General features: G+C 36.2%; 23 protein-coding genes. 7 read left to right on the top strand and 16 right to left on the bottom strand.

Annotated elements, in window-relative coordinates; translation table 11 throughout:
* Window positions 1-91: 91 nt before the first annotated feature.
* Window positions 92-862: an SDR family NAD(P)-dependent oxidoreductase gene (locus ACHLI0_RS23500; protein WP_008760689.1), complete on the bottom strand. Its 771-nt coding sequence runs from the start codon at window positions 860-862 to the stop codon at window positions 92-94.
* A 201-nt stretch (window positions 863-1,063) separates the two neighbouring features.
* Between ACHLI0_RS23500 and ACHLI0_RS23495 the strand changes: the two genes are divergently transcribed.
* Genes ACHLI0_RS23495 through ACHLI0_RS23485 form a run of 3 tightly spaced genes read left to right on the top strand, consistent with a single transcriptional unit; the run spans window position 1,064 to window position 1,927 of the window.
* A complete protein-coding gene (locus ACHLI0_RS23495) occupies window positions 1,064-1,273 on the top strand; it encodes a YtxH domain-containing protein (RefSeq protein ID WP_008760688.1) in 210 nt (69 codons plus the stop codon).
* Between the two features lie 28 nt (window positions 1,274-1,301).
* Window positions 1,302-1,661 (top strand): phage holin family protein, encoded by a 360-nt coding sequence (locus ACHLI0_RS23490; RefSeq protein WP_048698453.1) that lies wholly within the window; start codon window positions 1,302-1,304, stop codon window positions 1,659-1,661.
* Window positions 1,662-1,669: 8 nt separating this feature from the next.
* Complete coding sequence (locus tag ACHLI0_RS23485; RefSeq protein ID WP_008760686.1) at window positions 1,670-1,927, top strand: hypothetical protein; 258 nt, start codon at window positions 1,670-1,672, stop codon at window positions 1,925-1,927.
* 23 nt (window positions 1,928-1,950) lie between these two features.
* Here ACHLI0_RS23485 and ACHLI0_RS23480 read toward each other — a convergent pair whose 3' ends face one another.
* Entirely contained in the window at window positions 1,951-2,310 is a 360-nt protein-coding gene (locus ACHLI0_RS23480; RefSeq protein WP_055217453.1) for a hypothetical protein, read from the bottom strand.
* 153 nt (window positions 2,311-2,463) lie between these two features.
* Between ACHLI0_RS23480 and ACHLI0_RS23475 the strand changes: the two genes are divergently transcribed.
* The 4 genes from ACHLI0_RS23475 to ACHLI0_RS23460 all read left to right on the top strand — a co-directional run bounded on the left by ACHLI0_RS23475 (window position 2,464) and on the right by ACHLI0_RS23460 (window position 6,129).
* Window positions 2,464-4,791, top strand: a complete 2,328-nt coding sequence (locus ACHLI0_RS23475) for a DUF3987 domain-containing protein (RefSeq protein WP_490750156.1) — start codon at window positions 2,464-2,466, stop codon at window positions 4,789-4,791.
* 251 nt (window positions 4,792-5,042) lie between these two features.
* Entirely contained in the window at window positions 5,043-5,540 is a 498-nt protein-coding gene (locus ACHLI0_RS23470) for an HU family DNA-binding protein (protein ID WP_011107253.1), read from the top strand.
* Between the two features lie 34 nt (window positions 5,541-5,574).
* Window positions 5,575-5,676: a smalltalk protein gene (locus ACHLI0_RS23465; RefSeq protein WP_008766084.1), complete on the top strand. Its 102-nt coding sequence runs from the start codon at window positions 5,575-5,577 to the stop codon at window positions 5,674-5,676.
* Window positions 5,677-5,685: 9 nt separating this feature from the next.
* A complete protein-coding gene (locus ACHLI0_RS23460; protein ID WP_490750155.1) occupies window positions 5,686-6,129 on the top strand; it encodes an N-acetylmuramoyl-L-alanine amidase in 444 nt (147 codons plus the stop codon).
* 70 nt (window positions 6,130-6,199) lie between these two features.
* Here the strand turns inward: ACHLI0_RS23460 and ACHLI0_RS23455 are convergent, their stop codons facing one another.
* From ACHLI0_RS23455 to ACHLI0_RS23390, 14 genes are all read right to left on the bottom strand, one after another.
* Window positions 6,200-6,433 (bottom strand): DUF4248 domain-containing protein, encoded by a 234-nt coding sequence (locus ACHLI0_RS23455; RefSeq protein ID WP_008760682.1) that lies wholly within the window; start codon window positions 6,431-6,433, stop codon window positions 6,200-6,202.
* 82 nt (window positions 6,434-6,515) lie between these two features.
* Window positions 6,516-7,103, bottom strand: coding sequence for a sugar transferase (locus ACHLI0_RS23450; protein WP_490750154.1), 588 nt, complete (start codon window positions 7,101-7,103; stop codon window positions 6,516-6,518).
* The gene (locus tag ACHLI0_RS23445) at window positions 7,100-8,317 is read right to left on the bottom strand and encodes a DegT/DnrJ/EryC1/StrS family aminotransferase (protein ID WP_490750153.1); all 1,218 of its coding nucleotides are present in this window, start codon (window positions 8,315-8,317) and stop codon (window positions 7,100-7,102) included. The genes ACHLI0_RS23450 and ACHLI0_RS23445 overlap by 4 nt, the downstream gene beginning before the upstream one ends.
* Window positions 8,318-8,586: 269 nt before the next feature.
* Window positions 8,587-9,609: a glycosyltransferase family 2 protein gene (locus ACHLI0_RS23440; protein ID WP_490750152.1), complete on the bottom strand. Its 1,023-nt coding sequence runs from the start codon at window positions 9,607-9,609 to the stop codon at window positions 8,587-8,589.
* Window positions 9,609-10,916 carry a UDP-glucose dehydrogenase family protein gene (locus tag ACHLI0_RS23435; RefSeq protein WP_490750151.1) on the bottom strand — a complete coding sequence of 436 codons (1,308 nt, stop codon included), beginning with the start codon at window positions 10,914-10,916 and terminating at the stop codon, window positions 9,609-9,611. Before ACHLI0_RS23435 ends, ACHLI0_RS23440 begins: the two co-directional genes overlap by 1 nt.
* A gap of 4 nt (window positions 10,917-10,920) precedes the next feature.
* Window positions 10,921-11,730: a glycosyltransferase gene (locus ACHLI0_RS23430; RefSeq protein ID WP_490750150.1), complete on the bottom strand. Its 810-nt coding sequence runs from the start codon at window positions 11,728-11,730 to the stop codon at window positions 10,921-10,923.
* A 6-nt stretch (window positions 11,731-11,736) separates the two neighbouring features.
* Window positions 11,737-12,690 (bottom strand): glycosyltransferase family 2 protein, encoded by a 954-nt coding sequence (locus ACHLI0_RS23425; protein ID WP_490750149.1) that lies wholly within the window; start codon window positions 12,688-12,690, stop codon window positions 11,737-11,739.
* Entirely contained in the window at window positions 12,677-13,885 is a 1,209-nt protein-coding gene (locus ACHLI0_RS23420; RefSeq protein ID WP_490750148.1) for a hypothetical protein, read from the bottom strand. The genes ACHLI0_RS23425 and ACHLI0_RS23420 overlap by 14 nt, the downstream gene beginning before the upstream one ends.
* Before the next feature lie 316 nt (window positions 13,886-14,201).
* Complete coding sequence (locus ACHLI0_RS23415) at window positions 14,202-15,011, bottom strand: LicD family protein (RefSeq protein ID WP_490750147.1); 810 nt, start codon at window positions 15,009-15,011, stop codon at window positions 14,202-14,204.
* Between the two features lie 21 nt (window positions 15,012-15,032).
* Window positions 15,033-15,728 carry an SDR family oxidoreductase gene (locus tag ACHLI0_RS23410; RefSeq protein ID WP_490750146.1) on the bottom strand — a complete coding sequence of 232 codons (696 nt, stop codon included), beginning with the start codon at window positions 15,726-15,728 and terminating at the stop codon, window positions 15,033-15,035.
* 6 nt (window positions 15,729-15,734) lie between these two features.
* Window positions 15,735-16,394: a 2-C-methyl-D-erythritol 4-phosphate cytidylyltransferase gene (gene ispD, locus ACHLI0_RS23405; protein ID WP_490750145.1), complete on the bottom strand. Its 660-nt coding sequence runs from the start codon at window positions 16,392-16,394 to the stop codon at window positions 15,735-15,737.
* Window positions 16,395-16,459: 65 nt separating this feature from the next.
* Entirely contained in the window at window positions 16,460-17,998 is a 1,539-nt protein-coding gene (locus ACHLI0_RS23400) for a lipopolysaccharide biosynthesis protein (RefSeq protein WP_490750144.1), read from the bottom strand.
* Window positions 17,999-18,219: 221 nt separating this feature from the next.
* Window positions 18,220-20,148 carry a polysaccharide biosynthesis protein gene (locus ACHLI0_RS23395; RefSeq protein WP_490750143.1) on the bottom strand — a complete coding sequence of 643 codons (1,929 nt, stop codon included), beginning with the start codon at window positions 20,146-20,148 and terminating at the stop codon, window positions 18,220-18,222.
* Window positions 20,149-20,185: 37 nt separating this feature from the next.
* Window positions 20,186-21,316, bottom strand: a complete 1,131-nt coding sequence (locus ACHLI0_RS23390; protein WP_490750142.1) for a chain-length determining protein — start codon at window positions 21,314-21,316, stop codon at window positions 20,186-20,188.
* Window positions 21,317-21,330: the final 14 nt, after the last annotated feature.

Genomic DNA, 21,330 nt, shown 5'->3' with positions numbered 1-21,330 from the left:
ATTCAATAATCTTGTTCGTTCACATTTAGTTTTCGGGCAACAAAATAATAGAAATTTTATCATCCGGCAAAGAAAATGAGCGAAAAAACATCTATTCCGCCTTCTTCTTATAAGAAATAGTGCCCGTTGCCTGATAAGTCGGCATCAAAAGCACCTCTGCAATCTGAATATGCGCAGGAGCCGAGGCAGCATAATATACCGTTTCGGCAATATCATCTCCGGTCAGCGGGCGGATTCCCTTGTAAAAATTGTCAGCCGCCTGCTTGTCACCACGGTAACGAACCACTGTAAAGTTTGTTTCCACCATGCCCGGCTTGATATTCGTCACCCGCAGCGGCGTATCCACCAAGTCTATCCGAAGTCCGTCCGAAAGTGCCTTCACGGCAGCTTTGGTGGCGCAGTAAACACTGCCTCCGGGATAGGCGGCATCTCCGGCAATAGAACCTATATTAATAATGTGTCCGCATCCCCGTTCCACCATGCCCGGAACTACCAGACGTGTCATGGCGAGCAAACCTCTTATATTCGTATCGATCATGATATCCCACTCGTCCAGACTACCTTCGAACTCTTTGTCCACACCGATCACCAGTCCGGCATTGTTAATCAATACATCAATCGATTTCCATTCTTCCGGCAACGCTTCCAGTGCGGCGGCAGCCTGCTTCCGGTCGCGAACGTCAAAAGGCAACACACAGACCTGTATTCCATACTCTTTTTCCAGTTCAGCCTTCAGTTCTTCCAGCTTCGACACTGTACGGGCATTCAGAATCAGGTTCCATCCTTCCTTAGCAAATTTACGGGCGCATCCTTCGCCTATTCCGCTGCTTGCTCCGGTTATAAAAACAATCTTCGCTTTCATTATGTTTTGAATTACAATATTGAATGACAAAAGTACGCCTTAAGTCTCATTTGTTAGTCCAAAAGTCTAGTTAAATAAGATTAAACCATAAAAGAAATCAAGAATGATAAAAAGGAAGTACTTTTTTTCTGTTTTTGCGAACAACCTTTGGAGAAAAATGTTATATTTGTTGTATCATAATCATTTTAAACAGTATAAATTATGAAAGGATTAAATGTATTAGCAGCTTTTCTGGGTGGTGCAGCCGTAGGTGCAGCCCTTGGTATTTTGTTTGCTCCTGAAAAGGGAGAAGATACCCGTAATAAGATCGCAGAAATTCTTCGTAAAAAAGGAATCAAGCTGAACCGCAACGAAATGGAAAATCTCGTTGACGAAATCGCAGCTGAAATTAAAGGAGAAATAGGAGAATAAGTAAGTAAAGGACTAAAACAGAGCGACCATGTTTGCAGACGATAAAAGTATTGAGAACTTTCAACAGTTGTTTTTTGAGTTCAAAAAGTATCTGGAACTTCAAAAAGAATACACCAAGTTAGAGTTGACGGAGAAGTTAACCATACTTCTTTCAACGTTAATCATGATTGTAGTACTTATCATCCTTGGCATGGTGGCCCTGTTTTATCTGTTATTTGCCTTGGCTTATGTATTGGAACCTCTGGTAGGCGGACTTATGGCAAGCTTCGCTATCATTGCCGGCATCAATATACTGATCATGGCTTTAGTCATTATTTTCCGCAAACAGCTTATCATCTCCCCGATGGTAAACTTCCTCGCTAACTTGTTTTTAACCGATTCAAAATAAATGAAATTATGAGTGCGCAAACACCTGCCAAAATTACATTAGAAGAGATCACCCAACGCAAAAAGAAGCTCTTGAATGAAATTCAGGCTCAAAAACGAGCTATGACGGCCACCACCCGCGAAATATTCTCGCCTCTTGCACCCGCCGCCAACAAAGCGGATTCGCTCATGCGTTCGTTCAATACCGGCATGGCCATCTTTGACGGAGTAGTTTTGGGTATCAAGATCATGAAAAAAATGCGGACGTACTTTAGAAGACTAAGATAGCAATCCGGGTATGACAAGAAGGATCAGACCCCTACCCCGTCCCATCTCATCACTACCACCCATTCTGCCGGCTGTCCGTTTCCGTAAAGCCGATGTGGAATCGTACCGATCACTAAATCACAATGGGCTGCAAATACATTCTTCAACTCCTTCAGCAGTGCATTCAACAGAATTTCCAGATGTATCTCATCCATGATACAGCTGATGACACGCACATACTGATAAACGTGTAAATCCTTCCCCTGCCGCATGGCACTCACATCCCTTCCGGAGATATGCAACTCATCTTCCAGAAAAGAATACGAAATCGATTTGTCGATATTCATCAGGTTCACTACCATACTTCCCAAAAACTCATAAGGTCCATGATTTTCTTTTGTCATGTTTACTCTTTGTTTAAAATTTAATAAAAAATAGATATATATTTGGTTATTCAATCTGTTTCAACCTATGAAACAAGTTCTAACTCCCCCTCCTTTACCTTTGCACCCGCTACCCCGATAGTGGGATAGACAATCATAAAACATCAAAATCAAATGCAAGTACTCGAAGAAATTAAAGTTTCCGTTTACGAAAATGTGTATTCCAAAAAGCCTAAAATCATGTCTTTCCTCGAAGTCATCTTTATGTGTATTCATCCGGTTTATGCTTCCATCATCCAATCCATCCGGCGGTACCATCAGGAAGGCGACCATGAAGCCGCCCAAAAACTAAAAAGTCAGCTCCCCTGCTTCACTCCTGCCGGCACCTTCGACGGAGCGCATGCCATCCGAAATTTCCGGTTGCCCAGTCACATTATCGGACTCGACTACGACCACGTTCCCAATCGGCTGGAGATCATCCGTCTTTGCGCTGCCGACCCTCATACCGTAGCTGCTCTGGAAAGCCCTACGGACGGCGTGAAAATCTTCGCCTATGTGGAAGGCATTGAAGGCCGTCACCGGGAAGGGCAGCTACTGGTCAGCCGTTACTACGACCAGCTGACCGGCCTCACCAGCGATCCCGCCTGTAAAGACGAAAGCCGCCTGTGCTATTTCACCTATTCACCGGACGGATACGTAGCCAGTCTCTATCAGTCATTCGTTCTGGAAGCAGCTGTGGAAACACAACCGTTCCAGCCGACAGCAGAAAACCTCCCCTCTCCTCCGCTACCTGCAAAAGCAAACGAAACCTCCGAGAACTTCTCGGAAGAGGAAGTCAACTTGTTCCTTTCGTCCTACATTTTCTTAAATCCATTGACCGCCGGGCAACGACACACCAATCTGTTTAAACTCGCCTGCGAAGCTTGCCGGAGAAGATATTCGCAAGAAAGCATATTACGCGGGATTACGGTTTATTTTGAGCACTCCGACTTTCCCGCACAGGAAATCAGGAGCATCCTACAATCTGGTTACCAAAAAGTTACCTCTACTCCATCCGTCTCCGCCTCTCCGCTTTGCTCTTCTCTTCATAAGGACAAAATGACAAAAGTGACATATAGCCCATCCGAAAACGTCTATGAAGCAGATGAAGCGTATTGGCAAGGCGAAGAATTCAGAAAAGAAACGCCCTGTTTTCCCAAAAGCGTGTACAAATATCTGCCCGATCTGCTGAACGAATGTATCCTCGAAGAGGAAGGTGATCGTGAACAGGATCTTTCCTTTCTCTCCAACCTCACCGCATTGAGTTCCGTACTGCCCGCCACATTCGGCATCTATAATCACAAAAAGTATTCGCCCCATTTCTACAGTTTCGGGATTGCCCCCGCCGGGAGCAACAAGAGCATTGCACAAACAGGACGTTATCTGCTGGAAGAGGTCCACGACTGGATACTTTCCAATAGCGAACTTCAGCAGAAAACTTATAACCATAAGTACACCCAATGGAAACTGGACTGTACTTATAAGAAAAAGGCACATGAAGAGTGTCCCGAAGAGCCGGAAAAACCAGCTTACAAAATGCTTTTTCTCCCTGCCACTACCAGCTACAGCCGTATGCAGATCCAAATGCGGGACAACGGTCCGCAGGGAAGCATCATATTCGATACCGAGGCGCAGACGCTGGCTACAGCCAATCATCTGGATTGCGGTAACTTTGACGATATGCTCCGCAAGGCATTCGAGCATGAGAATATCGATTCCGCTTTCAAGATCAATGGTTTAGCCCCCATTTATATCCGTTTTCCCATGCTTGCCATGTTCCTCACCGGCACCCCGAGTCAGATGGCTTCACTGATAGAGACTTCGGAAAAAGGACTTCCGAGCCGTATCATGCTCTACACTTTCCGCAGCATTCCGAAGTGGAAGCCCATGGGAGATGACAGTATCTCGCTCGAAGAGTCTTTCAAGCCGCTGGCTCACCGCGTCTTCGAGCTTTATCATTTCTGCAAGAATCATCCTGTATTGTTTCACTTCAGCCGTTCTCAATGGGATTATCTGAATCATACGTTTTCTAAGCTGCTTGCCGAAGTGGTTCTGGAAGGTAACGATGACCTTCAGGCCGTTGTCAAGCGGTATGCCTGTCTTGTGATGCGCATCAGCATGATCCAGGCACGCATCCGCCAGTTCGAGGCGAATGATGGCGCACCGGATATCTATTGTGAGGATGTAGATTTCGATCGTTCTCTCCAGATCGTTCTCTGCTGTTATGAGCATAGCAGGCTATTATTGTCTTCCATGCCGTCTTCCCAGCTCCATCCGTTGAAAGATCCGAACAGTACACGGAAGTTCATCAGCGAGTTGCCGGAAACATTCACTACCGAAGATGCAATGCAGATCGGCGTAAAATACGATTTCAGCCGCCGCAAGATCAGCAGGCTGATAAAATCGTTCATTGGCGTCAAAATCAATAAGATATCTCACGGGAAGTATCAGAAGATCTCATGAAATAGTCCTATCTGTCATTTTTGACCTTTTGTCCTTTTGAAGACTCTCTGAAAACATTGGGAAGTTTGAAAAAACCTTCTCAATGATCGGATGCAAACATTGGGAAGATTCAATACAATCTTCTCAATGTTTTTTCCTTTTATCAGTGCGTCTGTGTGCGTCACTGTACATCACGGGCACTTGCTCATGTAGTATCTTTGTTGTGTAATCGGTTACAGGTATTAAGTAATAAGTAATAAGTATTAAAAATTATGGCACAGAATTATGTTGTTATGGCTCGCAAGAACCTGTTGAAACCCAGTGAAGCTCCCAAGTATTATGCAGTGGCACGTAGCGGACGGAAAGTGACCGTCAAGGAGGTCTGCAAACGTATTACCGAACGTTCGTCTTATTCAAAAGGCGAGTTGGAAGGTTGTATCGGAGAGTTTCTGCTCGAAATCGTCAATGTACTGGATGAAGGGAATATCGTTCAGATGGGCGATCTGGGGAATTTCCGCATGAGTCTTAAGACGGCAACGGCTACCGCAACGGAGAAGGAATTCAAGGCATCGTGTATCGAGAAAGGTAAAGTGCTTTTCTATCCGGGAAGTGATCTCCGCAAGTTGTGTAAAACGCTGGACTTTGCACTGTATAAAAGTGACGGTAAGCCCGATTCGGGAGACGAACCGTTGCCGGACGATGGTAAGGGCGATCAGCCCGGCGGTGGTTCAGGTGACGATGGCGATGAAGCTCCGGACCCGACTGTTTAATCAATCATTATTTACTATTAAAGATTAAAATTGTATGAAAAAGCAAGTTTGGAAGAATATTCTTCAGTTCATTGTGACAATTGCAACGTCTATCATTTCTGCTATCGGGGTAACGTCCTGTACGGCTCATCTGTAATACATCCGCATGGAAAGTTCTAAAGATGAGTATCTCCCGAGAGAGATTAAGTTGTTGGTGATTCATTGCAGCGCTACGCGCTGCAATGTTTCCTTCCCTGTAGAACGGCTTCGAGAATGTCATTTGCAACGGGGTTTTCGTGATATTGGCTATCATTTTTATATCACCCGGGACGGAGTTCTTCATCATTGTCGTCCCGTCTCCGAAATCGGTGCCCATGTGCGTGGATTTAACAGGCATAGTATCGGGATTTGTTATGAAGGCGGGCTGGATGAAAATGGCAGACCGACGGATACAAGAACTACGGCACAACGCTTTGCTCTGCTCGATCTGTTGACGATTCTCAAGCATCAGTATCCGGAGGCGCAAATCCTTGGACATTATCAGCTGAGTGCTACGATCCACAAGGCATGTCCTTGCTACGATCCGAGAAAGGAATATTCAGAATTATAAAAAAACTACGGGAGATGGCGAAAGTGCTGCCTCCCGTAGTTTTTGTTGAATGAATAAAAAGGATTTTGGGTTATAAATCTCCCGGCTTGCCCAAATAATAAGTGATTAACCTTACTTCCCGCACAGAAAAAGCCTTCGTTTTCGGATGAAAATCCGTAGAAAGTATTTCATCCATTAATGGTTGACACCTACGCATCCAACGACGAAGTTTATTTACTGAAGCGCGAACAGTTATATCAGGAAAATACATTTGGGCTAAGTCTTGTTTATTGTAGCATTTCACTACAAAATCCGGTTGATTCATTATCTCTTTATACTTGGTTTATAAGCAATAAAGATACAAAATAAACGGTAATTCCACAAGAAAATCTTATAAAGAGATGCCATTATCTTACAACATGCAGTATTGTAAGAATAATAACTTTAAAATATTCAAATACTGAACGACTTTGAATATATTTCATGTTATATCGAATCTTGTCTGGCATAATCTGTTCAACATAGACTTTGTCCGGATCAATCGCTTTCCCTAAAATCTCATTTTCATCTACATATTCAATTGAAGCGTAATCAGTTATTCCGGGACGAACACTCAGAACTTTCCATTGATCTTCCGTGTACATATCTACATATTTGCGAACTTCCGGACGTGGTCCAACCAAACTCATATCTCCCAATAACACATTCCATAATTGAGGAAGCTCATCCAATTTGTACTTACGAATAAAATATCCTACATGAGTTATCCTAGAATCCCTCTCTCCCACAGTTATCAATCCTTTCTTATCGGCTCCAACTCGCATAGAACGAAATTTATACAACCTAAAATTTTTCCCTCCTTTACCGACACGAATCTGAGAATAAAAGCCAGGACCTTTACTTTCTATTCGAATAAAAAGATAAAGAATAAGAAAAACAGGCAAAAGCAATAAGAGCCCACAAAAAGAGAAGAAAATATCCAGAAAGCGTATCATCCTTCATTTACTTTTTTATATGCAACTTTCACGGTTTGAATAACGAAGTTTACTTTTTCCTCATCCAGTTGAGGATAAATCGGAAGAGAGATTTCACATTTATAGTTTTCATACGCTTGCGGATAATCCTCAATCCTATACCCTAAAGAATGAAAATAAGATAGCATTGGCATTGGGATGAAATGCACATTAACAGCTACTTCACTTTTAGCAATCTCATCTATCATTCTATCCCTTTGCTCTTCGGTAAATCCTTTTATTCTTAATGCATAAATATGATAGGAACTCTCCTTCCCTCCTTCAGAAGAAGGTGGTAAAATAGCCCAGCTACATCCGGAGAAACCAGCATTATAAGCATGAAAGATTCTTTTTCGTTCTTGCAATAGTTTCGGATATTCACGTATTTGCGCCAAACCGATAGCCGCATTTATATCTGCCATATTTATTTTCATCCCCAATCCGATAATATCATATCGCCATCCTCCTGCCTTACTTTTACTAAAAGCATCTTTTGTCTGGCAATTTAAGGTCATCATTCGCAACTCCTTATATAACTCTGCATTGTCAAACATTTCCGGAAGATTCAAACATATAGCTCCTCCCTCCGCAGTAGTCACATTCTTCACCGCATGAAGGGAAAAAATAGCAATATCAGTTTCGCAGCCGGTACGCTGATTCTTATTGTAATATGCTCCTAAAGAGTGGGCGGCATCATTCATTATAAGTATACGTCCTAATCTCTCCTGAACTTTTGACTCCGGACAAAACAGTTTGCGAATTTCCGGTTCACTGACCAATGCCATGATGCGATCATAATCACACGGAAATCCAGCTATGTCTACAGGAATGATTGCTTTAGTTTTTTCAGTGATAGCATTCCTAATTGATTCTACTGAGATATTAAAGTCAGCATTAGAATCCACCATGACCGGTTTTGCTCCAGCATGAATAACAGCCAATGCGGTAGCACTATATGTATAAGCAGGTACTATAACTTCATCTCCTTCTTTTACTCCCAGCCAATGAAGCATCATAATGGCACCTGATGTCCATGAGTTCACACAAAGGACTTCTTTTGCACCTGAAAAGTTTTTAATTTCTTCTTCCAAAGCTTTCACTTTAGGACCGGTCGTAATCCAGCCTGATTGCAGAGAATCTACAACCTCACATATTACCGCTTCATCGATATAAGGCGGTGAAAATAATATTCTCATAAGTTATGCATTACTTATAAACATCTATTGTATAAAGCCTTTATATCACTTTTTAGCTCGCAATAAACATTTAATTAGTTAAAAGTCAGATTATAAAAAAGACAAAAAGAAATCAATCAGAAATGATCTATCACATTTAAATTTCGAAAAGCCAAGTCAGGTTATCCTAAATTTCACACACTCTTAATTACTTCAATTATAGTAATAAGACTAACATTTACTCTTTAGTTCCCACTCTAAAAGCATTTCCCTCATCATACAGGAAAAAATTAACGATTAACGTCTACATTAAATTTATGTTTCCGCAATATATTGTAAATTCCCTTCAAATACCCCCATCCATAACTTACATGTATTGTTACAAATATGATAGGCAATAGAAAAAGTATTTTCCAATCTTTCATTTTACGAGCTTCAACAAGACCTATAGTGAAAGCTGTTGTAATATATAGAAATAGTACTACTATATAAATAGCTGCAAAACATTTATTCAAACAAAACAATAGAGCCCCCAATATTAGACCTAATAAAAATAACACAGGAAAAAACTGTCTAATAGTTGCTGGACTACCCAGCTTTTTATTTACTAATGGCTTAAATAATCCATATTGGTAAAACATCTTAGCCATTTTCCCTATAGACCCACGCGCATAATAATCAATCTTTAAATCTGGTATCAAATAGATTTTACCACCACTTTTTATTATACGTGCATTAAACTCATCATCTTGATTACGTATTAAGTCATTATCAAACAAACCGATTTTATCAAATATAGATCTCCTAAAACATCCAAACGGTACAGTATCTGTTTCAACAACTTGAGATGTCCCTGTTTTATGTAAAGAATTACCAATACCGAATTTATGGCTAACCCCAATTGCGATTGCCTTACATACAGAAGTTTCTTTTGCAGGTAAGGTATTCCAAACGGCCCCCACATTGTCCGCATTAAGTTCATACAAATAATACACTAATGTAGAAATATAATTATACGGATAGAAACAGTGCCCATCAACTCTAATTACGACTTCACCCTTAGAGGCCCTAATCCCAAGATTCAATGCAGGAGGTACAATCTTATTTGGATTATCCAACAAATGTATATTAGAATATTTCTGACAATACTCTTGTATAATATGACGTGTATGATCTGTACTCATTCCATCTACAAAATATATTTCCTGTAAATCATTAGGATAATTTTGAGCAATTAGAGAATCAATACAACGACTAATAAAACTTTCTTCATTATATACAGGGCACACTATTGACACAAATGGAACTTTCATCAGCCTATTTTTAAATAAGTAATTCCGTTTAACTCTTTATGATTAAAAACATTACGTCCATCAATTAGAACAGGATTAGGTTTCATCACTTTTCTAATCATTTCCCAATTAGGCATACGAAACTCTTTCCATTCCGTCACATGAAAAATTACTTCTGCACCTATCACCGTATCATAAATATCTTTAGAATATGTCACAACTTCTCCCAAACGACGTTTACATTCACTCATAGCTATGGGATCATATACACATACTTCACACCCTGCCTTTAATAAACTATCAATCAAAACTAAAGCTGGAGATTCACGCATATCATCAGTTTCAGGTTTAAAAGCTAGCCCCCATATTGCAACCTTTCTTCCCTTTATTTGATTATCAAATATTTTTTTGAATTTTTCAAAAAGAATATTCTTTTGCACATTATTTACTTCTTCTACCGCATTCAACACCCGCATATCATAGCCATTCTCCGCAGCAGTTTTAATCAATGCTTTTACATCCTTAGGAAAGCATGAACCACCATATCCACATCCTGAGTACAAAAATTTACTTCCAATACGACTATCAGATCCAATTCCTTTGCGGACCATATTCACATCCGCCCCAACCAATTCACAAAGATTTGCAATATCATTCATAAAACTAATACGTGTAGCAAGCATTGAATTTGCTGCGTACTTAGTCATCTCTGCTGAAGGAATATCCATAAAAATAACACGAAAATTATTTAATAGCATAGGCTGATAAAGCCTTGTCATCAAATTTCTTGCACGGTCTGAATCTACACCTACCACCACACGATCCGGTTTCATAAAATCCTCTATAGCATTACCTTCTTTCAAGAATTCAGGATTAGAAGCAACATCAAATTCAATAGCTAACTTACGCTTATCTAATTCTTTTTGGATAGCTAATCGTACTTTTTGAGATGTACCAACTGGCACTGTACTTTTAGTCACTATTAATATATACTTATTCATATTTTGGCCAATAGTTTTAGCTACTTCTAGTACATGGTGTAGGTCAGCACTCCCATCTCCATTAGGAGGAGTGCCTACAGCAGTAAAAACGACTTCCACTTCATTAAGAACTGAAGCTAAATCTGTGGTAAAACGTAAACGTCCAGCTCTCACATTACGAGTCAGTAATGCTTCAAGATTTGGTTCATAAATAGGAATATTTCCATTACTCAATTTTTTAATCTTTTGTACATCAACATCTACACAAGTAACGTTTGCACCGAGTTCAGCGAAACATGTTCCTGATACAAGACCAACATAACCAGTCCCAACAATTGCTATATTCATTATATTACTTTTTTTTATACTTTTGTACTCCTTGATAAAACGCATAAATGTATTCTCTTATGGACATTTTTTTTCTCCAGTAAAAAAAATGCTTTACAAGCAAAACAAACAACAATAAATAAGCTAAATGCCCATATACTCTTTTACATAATGCCCCCCAATACATTACATGTTCACAATCAAAAACAATCATCTTACCAGAACTTTCATAAGGGTGTTGAACGAAATAAACAGGAAAATATTTGATATTGAGTCCTTTCTTTAGACAGTCTGATAAGAAAATAACTTCTTCACCTTGAGTATATTGATCTCCACCTAAACCAAAATTTGAATCAAATAATATATTAGCATGAATAAGTGATACCCGTTTAAATATTATTTCAATACTACTGACCTGCGAATAATTCATCCATCCTATTTTATGAGAATTTCTCTTATAAGATTTATATTCTCTTTCATTTTTTCCTGTATAAATTTTACCTATAAATATATCTATATTCTTATTGAATTTTAATAGATTAAATATATCATCAATATAATGATTCGTATAGCACACATCGTCATCAGCAATCAAACAATAATCTGATGTAGACATCCTCAATGCATTATTTCTATTATTCGAAATTCCTTTAGAATAAATTACAGAAATCAGTACATCCTTTCGTTCTAACAATAACGACGGTATATGAAGGTACTTCTCATCAGTAACTTGAAATGATATTTTATAATATACATCTTTACGTTCATCTAGTAAGATACTAGGTACATTTTGGATTCGTTCATTGAACGTTGATATTAATATATCTAGTTTCATTTTATTTCAAATAAAAAGTATTTCTCCGTAACCCAATAAGTACCCCCCGATAGCTAACGAATACTTTAGCCCTAACAAAGGAATATCTGTAATCAAAGAACCAAAAAAAGAGAACGTATATTTAGATATTGATAGGTAAGAAACAAATAGAACAATAGGTAAAAGCTCATCACAAAGAATTTCTTTTCCACCTTTAAACAACCTACATTTCAACTTTACTTTTTGAATAAATGCTATATCAAAACATTCAGGAAAATCAACTCCTAGATCTTTTAAATAATCACTAAATATCTCTCTTCTTACTTTATTTTTATGTTCTATTTGAATGCCAAAATACTTAGTTGATATTTGAGAAGCAGATACGCGATATAACAGTAAACATTTTCTCATATTTGCCAATCTCCCATATTTTGATAGGTCATACCAAAATTTATAATCTTCAACATGGAGATAATTCGAATTATATTGCAGTTCAAACCTATCAATAATACATTTCCTTATGATAGCTGTAGGGTGTGGAATAGGAGAACCTAAAAATAATATTTCCCTAATATTAGAATCTGAAACAGGAGGATGATATATACCTGTCTTTGCACCAAAGCGTTTAATAGAAGTTCCTGATGCTACAATATCAGGATTTTGCTCCATAAACTTAAATTGTTCAAAAATACGATTTGGATACATGATATCGTCAGCATCCATCCGAAGAATATATTTACCTCTACAGAGAGTTAATCCATAATTGAGTGTTGCAATAAGTCCTAAGTTCTGCCTATTACGCTTATAAACAATCCTTGTGTCATTAAACGAAGATATAATATTTTCAGACTGATCTGACGACCCATCATTTATTATCACTAACTCAAAATCTGTAAATGTTTGATTTAAAACAGATCTTATTGACGACTCCAAAAATAACTCGCCATTATAAACCGGCAACAAGACACTAACTAAAACCATAAATAGAAGCTTTATATTTTGTTTTATAATATAAAAAGTAGAAATAATAGCAATATATCATGAGTAATCTTTGAAGGGATTGTAAAAAGCCAAGTGTTTCTCCTTTAATATGCATAACCAATATAAAAGCCAAAAGAAATAACGGAAATTTTATTTTATCAAAAGAATATTTTTTACTAAATCCAATAAGAATACTAATTTGAAACAATAATAAAAGAAACAAGCCACCAATGCCAAAAAATAAAACATTCCGCATATACCCAGAATCAGTAGATCCATAATATCCACCAAAAGGAGAAGTATAATAACCATCTCCAAAAATATAAGTAGATAGAGGTAGCACATAATACATATCATTCAATAAGTGATCAGAAGAAGTGGTTTCAAACTTTCCAGAATCAGCAAATGAATACAAAAATTCAAACACATACCGAAAAAAAATATTATTAATAAATTCTCTATATTCAACAGGCAATAATATATATATTAAAAAGGCTGTTGTTAACATTGTAAAAATAATATTCAATACAAATGATATTTTCTCTGCATTTTTTACATTTTTCAGTGATACGAAATATAAACAAGCAAAAATTAAACCTACAAAAAAACTTCTCCCACTAAATAATGCTCCCATAAATAATAATACAAAGAGAAAAATATCTAATAGAGTGATATTTTTTATCTTGTATTCTATATATCTCATATAAAACAAGAAGATTAACCCATAGATTACAGATAAGCTAAAAAATACACTGTCAGTTAAAGCCAATCCTCTCATATTAGAATATCCTTGCGCTTTTTTAATCATTTCATCTGTATAAGTTAGTCGAACTAATTCTCTAAAATCAGGAATCAAAAAGCTCAACATTTGAATAATCGATTGAATAACAAAAGAAAGGATTATTAAGAATAAAAATTCTTTTGGATCATACTCTCTATCTAAAAAATAAACTATAAGCAAAAGAGCTATAAACGACATTATTCCCAAATTAATAAAAGAAGGAATAATAGAAAAATCAGAGGCTTGATGCAGTAATGTAATAACTAAAGAAAAAGCAATTATAACAAGTAGTAAAAATAATTGTCTAAAATAATATTTTGAGTAAAAATAGCCTTTAAAAATAGAAGTTCTTCTTTTAGAAAGAAAAACAAGAAACAACAAAAATGGACATAAAAAGTATACGCTATTTTTCACAATCGGAAGAGAATAGCAAAAAATAAAGGAAAATACCAAAAAGATATCCAGCAAATAAGACACTGAAAATATTTTAATATGATGAGAATACATAACAGCAATTTATAAGTAAACACTCATTGTATGCTATTCAGCATAATATCCATCCCTTAGTACACTTTGAACCATGTTACAACTTACAAACCAATTATTATACAATCCTAATTGAGTAATGAATAACAAACAATAAATCTCAATAATATATTTATTAAATCTGTAGAAATTCTAGCAGTTAACTACCTCCACTAGAAAATCATATTATGTGCATATACAATCATCAAAGACATGACCGATGTAAATCCACATACTCATATTCATGAGTTGTATTTCTTTGACTTAACGGAGGTAATATCATATAGTTTCCATATACATTTTTCAACCACAAATTATATTTTTGGGGTGCATAAAAGTAATGTCCTTCAAATTCTAACTCCACAGGCTCTCCGAAAACATCCTTAGAAACAATCTCTTTTATTTTGTACACACCCAATAAATTACCTGCAAATTCAGAAGCAGAATAATCATAAAAAGTAATTATCCTTTCTATGGCCTTGTGAATATTATTAGATAATATTACGGCTAACAATCTTAATAAATAAGACTTTAAAGTGAAATCTTTCTTTTTTTGAGAATACTTATAATACCGAAGTACTTGAAAATATTGAATCAATTTAACCTGAAATTTTCTTAGCAATTCAAATTTAGAAGCACCATCTATAGGAAATATATCAAGAAATAAACCAATGACAGAGTCAGGATATTCTATTGGTACCATTGATGTGTTTACATTCACCAATTTCGAATAATTTAATGTATATCCTTTACTTTTTTTCTTTAAATTCCATATTTGAAGAAAATCAGGAAACTCTGTTTGAGCTAAATTTACAAAGCGTTCATAATCTGGCCGTGGCATTCCTATATCAATATCATCATCCCAAGGTATAAAACCATTATGCCTAACAGCACCAAGCAAAGTGCCTCCTACCATATAATATGTCAATTTATGCTTGCGACATATAGTATCAAAATCAATTAACATATTCAGTAAAACACTATGAATTTCCTGAATATCAACATTAACTCCCATTATCTACAATTATTAACTATACTAAAATCTTTCTCTAACAAGAATAGGCTGTCCTTCTATTGGGTTGGCAGCATCCGATAAACAAAAAACAATTGTATCAGCAACAGTATCAGGTTGCATGATGGATTTAGGATCCTCCATAGGAGCTAATATCTTCCGTAGAGGAGTAGCTGTACGTCCTGGACAAATCACAAAAATTTTAATACCATAAACAGATAATTCTTCTGCTACAGCTGAAGAGAAATTAATAACTCCACTTTTTGCAGCTGCATAAGCACTCCATCCGGGACGAGGAGTCAATCCTGCAGTGGAGGCTATATTTACAATTTTACCTCCAGAATGTTTCATCAACAAACCTGCATACTTACAACAAAGAAATGTCCCAGTTAAATTAACTGTTATAGTCTTTTCCCAATTTTCAAGAGTAGTAGTAAATATCCCTTCTGGCTCCACATATCCAGCGCAGTTTATTAAAGCATCCAGCCTTCCAAAACGTTCCCGTACAAAACTAAATAAGGCCGAAACAGATTCCTCATTAGAAACATCAATATCCCAACTCACCGAATTACCTTTTAATAACTGCTGAATATTTGTATCACGCTGAATATGACGACTTCCCCAAATTACAGTGTACCCTTGATTTTGTAATTTAATAGCAGTACTTTGACCAATACCTGAACTTGCCCCAGTGATAACAACAATTTTACTCTCCAACATAACCTACTATGATAGTTTCAATAATTTCTCTACAATCTCAATATCTAACATTGTAGTAACTTTTATATTCGATTCTCTTCCTTCAATAAAACGAACTTTATGCCCATAGTGAAAAACTAGCATTCCATCTTCAGTAGCAGAATATCCATCCATCACCGCTTTTTGATGTGCCTCACGAAGAATTAACGTATCAAAGACTTGAGGCAACTGCACATTATGCAAACGACTTCTTATTAATTCTTTCTCCATATACATACCTCCTTCGACTACTGTAAACTTTACAGGAAGCGTAGGTACCACTGCAACCTCATTTTTTACTGCTAAAACACTTTCGACAAATTCAACAGAGATTAAAGGACGGGCAGCTTCATGTATCAACACTTTATTAGTATTTACATAGTTCAAAGCTATGTTAACAGAATCTTGACGAGTATTTCCACCAAGAATACAATCTACATTAACTATATGATACTTCTCAATATACTCTTGATAAACATTTAAATAATCTTGAGTACAAGTCACTATTATTTTATCTACTTCATGACATTTTCTTAATACTTCTAATGAATAAACCAACATTGGCTTACCACTAATAGATAAAAATTGTTTGGGATAATTTAGTCCCGTACGCGAGCCTATCCCCGCAGATAATAATATTGCATCCATAAAATCATTAAATATCAAATTGTTCTTAAAAACTTATCTACTTACAAGTATCAATAAATATCAAATTATAAACCAAGTAGCTTAATTCTTCTTATACAAGAACGCAAGCCGCTATCTACACACAAGAACAGTAAAAGACTAATAGAAACATATAACAAAAGCAGTTTAAAGGCAAATATTCCCCATTCCCAATATGATGATATCAAATCTGAAAATAAATTATTAATCAAATAAGAAGTTACTGTGAATGAAACAGCTAATATTGAAATATATTTAATATAACGTTTGACATATTCCCATATATTTTCTTTAAACCCACGACTGTAAAGAAAGTATGGCTTCCAACAATACACAACCAATAATAAACTAATAGCAACTCCTAAAAGAATACCTCTTAACCCATAAAAATAGCCAAGTATAATTGAAAGTCCCAAGTTTAGGACAGCTTCTATCAAAGGAGCCCAAATATCATGAAACAAGCCATAAGCAGCCAAAAACACACTATTTGTGCGAGTTAAATTAATAAAAGCTATTAGAATTAATAAATGAAAAGCAGACTGTTCTATCACAAAATCTTTTCCTAACCAAAGTATTATAAAAGAATCTCCCAATTTATATATTCCATAACAAATAATAGAAGCTAACCAAATTCGCAAAGATGTTAATTCCCAAAATACCGATTTTATATTTTTTTTATCCCCTTCAGCTACCAAATTTCCAATTCCAGCACTAACACTATTCAAAAGTGAGTTCATTAATAAAGTGGCTCCTGTAATAATGAGCATATAATTACCATAATTTGCGACTAAAGTCAACGAAGAATAAGCATAGATAATAAGTGGACTTGTTTGTGTTAAAACAAAAATTGCTATTTGATGAAAAAATATTTGCTTTGTTTTAATTATAATTTCGGGATATTTCTTTTTCAGTTCTTTACCTTGTTTAGGAGTTGATTTCAGCCATGGATATTCTCTTTTCAGTACCCTGTTTAAAACTAGTGTAGCCGTAACAGAAAAAAGTAATTCTAGAGCCATCCAATACACATAACCATTCAACAAGTAATAAATAGCTAAAATCTGTAAAACGACTTTCAAAACTTTAAATCCCTGCACATTGAGAGTAATTTTATACTCTTTTTGGTCAGCCGTCAAGACTATTTGACGATAATTGATAAAATAACTTAGTAATGCACCAACTAAGAGAACGAAAAATGATGCATAAGTATACCATAAAGGAACTTCAGCTTTTTCAAAAATAAGTGGAAAAAAAAACATCAAAAGACAAGCACCAGCAACGACAACATAAGCAACTTTACGGTAAAGCCAACCTTGTACTGAGACTATTTCATTGATAGTTTGTATATCTTTCCTGTATAGAGGTTTGTAAAGTGTATAAGCAATAGCACTACCGATTCCTAATTCAGCCAAATTCAAAAAACCCAATAAATTTTGTGCTGTAGTATTTAGCCCCAACACTTCGGCTCCTAAATATTCCAAGAAAATTTTTCGAGAAAAGAACTGAAGAATTAGATTTATAAAATAAAAGACAACAGCTATCTTTGCATTCTTAAGACTTTTAGCTGTTCGAGATTCTACTACTGACATATAATTTACTAATAAAGCTCGTACTTTTTAACTTAATGAATACTAAATACTTCACCATATAAATACAGTTATCTGTATCCTTGTACATACATTTTTTTTATTTATCTAACAATACATAATACCTTCATCAATAATCAACAAGCCATATCTATTATAAAATTCATATTATTTAATTTACTCATTAGAAAAATAAGTTTTTTTTCCAAATATTAACATAGAATTTATTTCAATTTATCTAAAATCTCAAATCGTGAATTTTTAGAAATAAATTCAGGCACAATCTTTTTCATTAAAGTGACTGTATTTATTATCTCTACATTTCGTGCCAAGCCCTCAAAAGCTGAAAAATCAGCCAACACCTCATTATATTCATAACGACGAACCTTAGCTATCTTAATCTTTTTATTGGATGTAGGAAGTGTATTCTCTTCTGTGCTCAATAATTCCTCATATAGTTTCTCTCCAGGTCGCAGTCCTGTAAACTCTATCTTAATATCTTCGTTCGGACGATAACCAGCCAGTTCGATCATCCGGGTTGCAAGATCGACTATTCTCACCGGCTCACCCATCTCAAATACAAAAATCTCATTGCCCTCTCCCATCATTCCAGCCTCCATAACCAGACGACAAGCTTCAGGAATAGTCATAAAATAACGAATGATATCAGGATGTGTAACAGTAACAGGCCCCCCATTTTCAATCTGTTCCTTGAAACGAGGTATTACAGAACCATTACTGCCTAAAACATTACCAAAACGAGTAGTAATAAACTTAGTCTTTCCTTTTACCTTTCCTTCCACAATAGCATATCCCAAACTCTGAACATAGATTTCTGCCAAACGTTTGGACGCTCCCATCACATTGGTAGGATTCACAGCCTTGTCCGTTGAAATCATAATCATCTTTTCTGCGCCAAATTCCACTGCTATATCTGCTATTTGACGAGTTCCAACAACATTCACATAAACAGCCTCACATGGATTCTCCTCCATCAAGGGAACATGTTTATAAGCAGCAGCATGAAACACGATTTCCGGATGGTGCTGTTCAAAAACCATACGCAGACGCTGTTTCACACGCACATCACCTATTACAGGCACAAAATCAATGCCCGGATATTTTTTCTCAAACTCCAGACGTACATAATGAAGAGGTGTTTCAGCAGAATCGAACAATATTAATTTGCGGACTCCTATTTGCGCCAACTGTCTGCAAAGTTCACTCCCAATACTTCCTGCCGCTCCGGTAACCAATATAATCTTATTTTGATATTCCGAAGTTATCTCCTGCATATTAATCTTTATTTCTTCACGCCCTAACAAGTCTTCTATTCGAATAGGACGAACAAATTGATAAGAAAGATCATTCACATCCGTTTCACTGATTGAAGGAGCTATTAAAGTTTTTACTCCATTACTCTTACAATATTGAAGCAATCTGTTTTCTTCCTCTTTTATTGAATCATAGCGAGAAAAAAGGATACCTTGAATATCGTGTTTACTGACCAACAGATCAAAATCCACTTTGTTATTAAAAGAATAGACTCGCGAATCCGCTAATATTCTCCGACTATTATCAGAGCTAAAAACACAAAACCCAACAATCTTATAATGAGAACTTTTGCGTAGACGAGTTTTAAGGGCCACACTCTTATCATCGGTACCATAAATAAGAATTCGCATATCAGTTTTTCTGACCATTCCTATCAATGATTCATATATCACAATCACTACAACACGAAGTCCAATCAAAGAAATTAACGTTAACATTCCGTCAGAGATAACGAAAACAAGACTTTGGCTACCGAATAACCGGGTACCGCTAAAAAAGATAAATATATAGATTGCCATACAAGCAGTTTTGAATAACACACTGCAAGTTATTCTCCACAAGTCTTTTATTTCAGAATAGCGGATGGTATTCCGGAAAGTATTAAATAATAAATCCCCAACAATACTTGCCAAAAAAGCAATTGCTACAACCTCTAATAATTGAAAGACATTCCATCCTATCCCTGTAATATAATGGATACCGATGAACGTGAATAGTGTACACAGGCTGGCAATAACAGTATCTACCCCTAATACAATCCAACAGCTAAAAAAATTCCGACTGATGTATTGCAGGAATCTTTCTATTGATTTTTTCATAATTTCATTTATAGATAAATACTTCTTTTTTAATATCCTAGTTCAGTTCTCTTTTCATCTTCTTATATATATCTTTCACTAACAGTTCCCATGCAATAGCAAGTACTAGCGACAGAAAAATAAAAAGCAGAATATAAACCTTTTTCCCCATTCCAGATGGTTGTTGTGGAACAACCGCCGGTTCCAATACCGCAAAAACAGGTTTCTCCTCCTGAACTTTTGCTCTGGCTACTTGTAACTGATTAGCAACCTGACTATATACCTGATAAGCAAGACTCATGTCATTTTGCAATCGTTCCTGCTCCGTACGGACGCTTTGAAGTATGAGATTATCATGTGTATCTACATAATCCGCATATTTCTTTTGAGCAACATAATACTCTTGTTGGCGCTCTTTATATAGTTTTTCCAGATAAATACAATCTTCTTCCGCTTTAGAAATACGGTAACCAATGATATATTCTTGCAATTTATGAACTACAGAATCTGCAACAACCGCAGTTACTTTAGGATCCTGTAAAGTAACCGAGACACTTGTGATAGCCGTCTTTTTATCAACAGAGGCAGCTATGTTCTTTTTTAAGGCAGTGATTTTTATACTTTCTTCTTTCGTGAGTTCAATAGTGCCATATTTCACGTTATTAATAGGATTGTCATTATCGCTACTATTGAACAAGGACTTCACACTATCCACTACTTTCCCAGGCAAGCCTATAACATAAATCCACCAAGGAGAAGATTGCCTATCCAAATAATCCATAAAAGTTACAACTGTTCTTTCATCCGATAAAGTAACCTTCATTTCTAACAATTCTAAAAGAAAAGGTGTAGAAGAAACAATATCAGAAGAAAGAGATGCATTCAAAGCATCAGAAACATCTCCTGTAGCAGCCGAACTTCCCAAAAAAGATGCTGCAAGTCCCGCTAAACCATTACCACTCTTAGAACTCCCCATTTCTGGAGAAAGGGTAACCTTTACTGTATACTGTTTAGGTATACTCACCGCTACAATTATTCCAATAATAAAACCAATTCCAATGGCTTTGTATAATTTTTTACGAATAGCAATAATCTTGCGAAAGATATCGACCAAATCAATTTCTATCTCATCACTTTCTGTTTTGTATGGTTCAGAGAGCAAGTTTTTATCCTGTCGTTGTTCTGACATAAAAGTAAATTCTA

This window comes from Bacteroides sp. RCH18 (assembly GCF_058231005.1).
This window is presented reverse-complemented; position numbering and strand designations above follow the sequence as displayed.